The sequence below is a fragment of the Ruegeria sp. N10 genome, from assembly GCF_056531545.1.
Genome location: NZ_JBQFLY010000061.1, coordinates 1 through 815 on the forward strand (window position 1 = coordinate 1; position 815 = coordinate 815).

General features: G+C 53.3%; 1 protein-coding gene. It reads right to left on the reverse strand.

Annotated elements, in window-relative coordinates; all coding sequences use genetic code 11:
* Positions 1 to 51: 51 nt before the first annotated feature.
* Positions 52 to 753, reverse strand: coding sequence for an IS6 family transposase (locus ACR0JI_RS21940; protein WP_480880461.1), 702 nt, complete (start codon positions 751 to 753; stop codon positions 52 to 54).
* Positions 754 to 815: the final 62 nt, after the last annotated feature.

Genomic DNA, 815 nt, shown 5'->3' on the forward strand with positions numbered 1-815 from the left:
GGTGTTGTCACGTTAACTTCTGACTCACGAAGAAATCCTGATGCTTGGGTGTCAAGTTGCTCGGGTGGCAGCATTCCAGGCGTCAAATGCTTCGAGGCGGTGATATCGGATTGTTAAGGCGGAGCGACGGCGCACAGGAACACAAAAGCAATTCCGAATGGCTGAATGAGTGGCCACAAACCGCTGCAAGCCTCCTGGAGATCGATGTCCTTGCATCGTCCTTTCCCGCTTTCGGAATGGGAGATGGCTGTTTTCGGCACGGTTGTTCAGCCCTTTGTGCGACCAATGATCCAGACCCGGCGCAACCTCTCGTTTTGCAGCACCATACGACCGCAGCTTGTCCGTGATGATCCGCTTGGGAATGAAACCAAGACGCTTTATCAGGCTGCGCAACAACCGTTTTGCGGCCCGTTTGTCGCGCTTCGGTTGGAGTATTTCGTCCAGCACGACGCCATGCTGATCGATCGCGCGCCAAAGCCAATACCTGCGAGCAGCGATTTTCACGACAACTTCATCGAGATGCCAGACATCACCAGGACGGTCCTGACTTAGTCGCAAGTTTCGAGCCATCATCGGTCCGAACTTGATCACCCAACGCCAGATAGTCTCGTAAGAAACGTCGATCCCGCGCGCAAGCAGCATCTCTTCAACTTCGCGAAGGCTCAAATTGAATCGGAAATACAGCCACACAGCGTGGGCAATGATCTGAGGAGGAAATCGGTGACGCTTGTAGCTGATGGACGACGAATTCATCAATGCGATCTATGTCCAAATCCAGACACGAGCAACCGATCTAGGGTTAACGTGACAACACC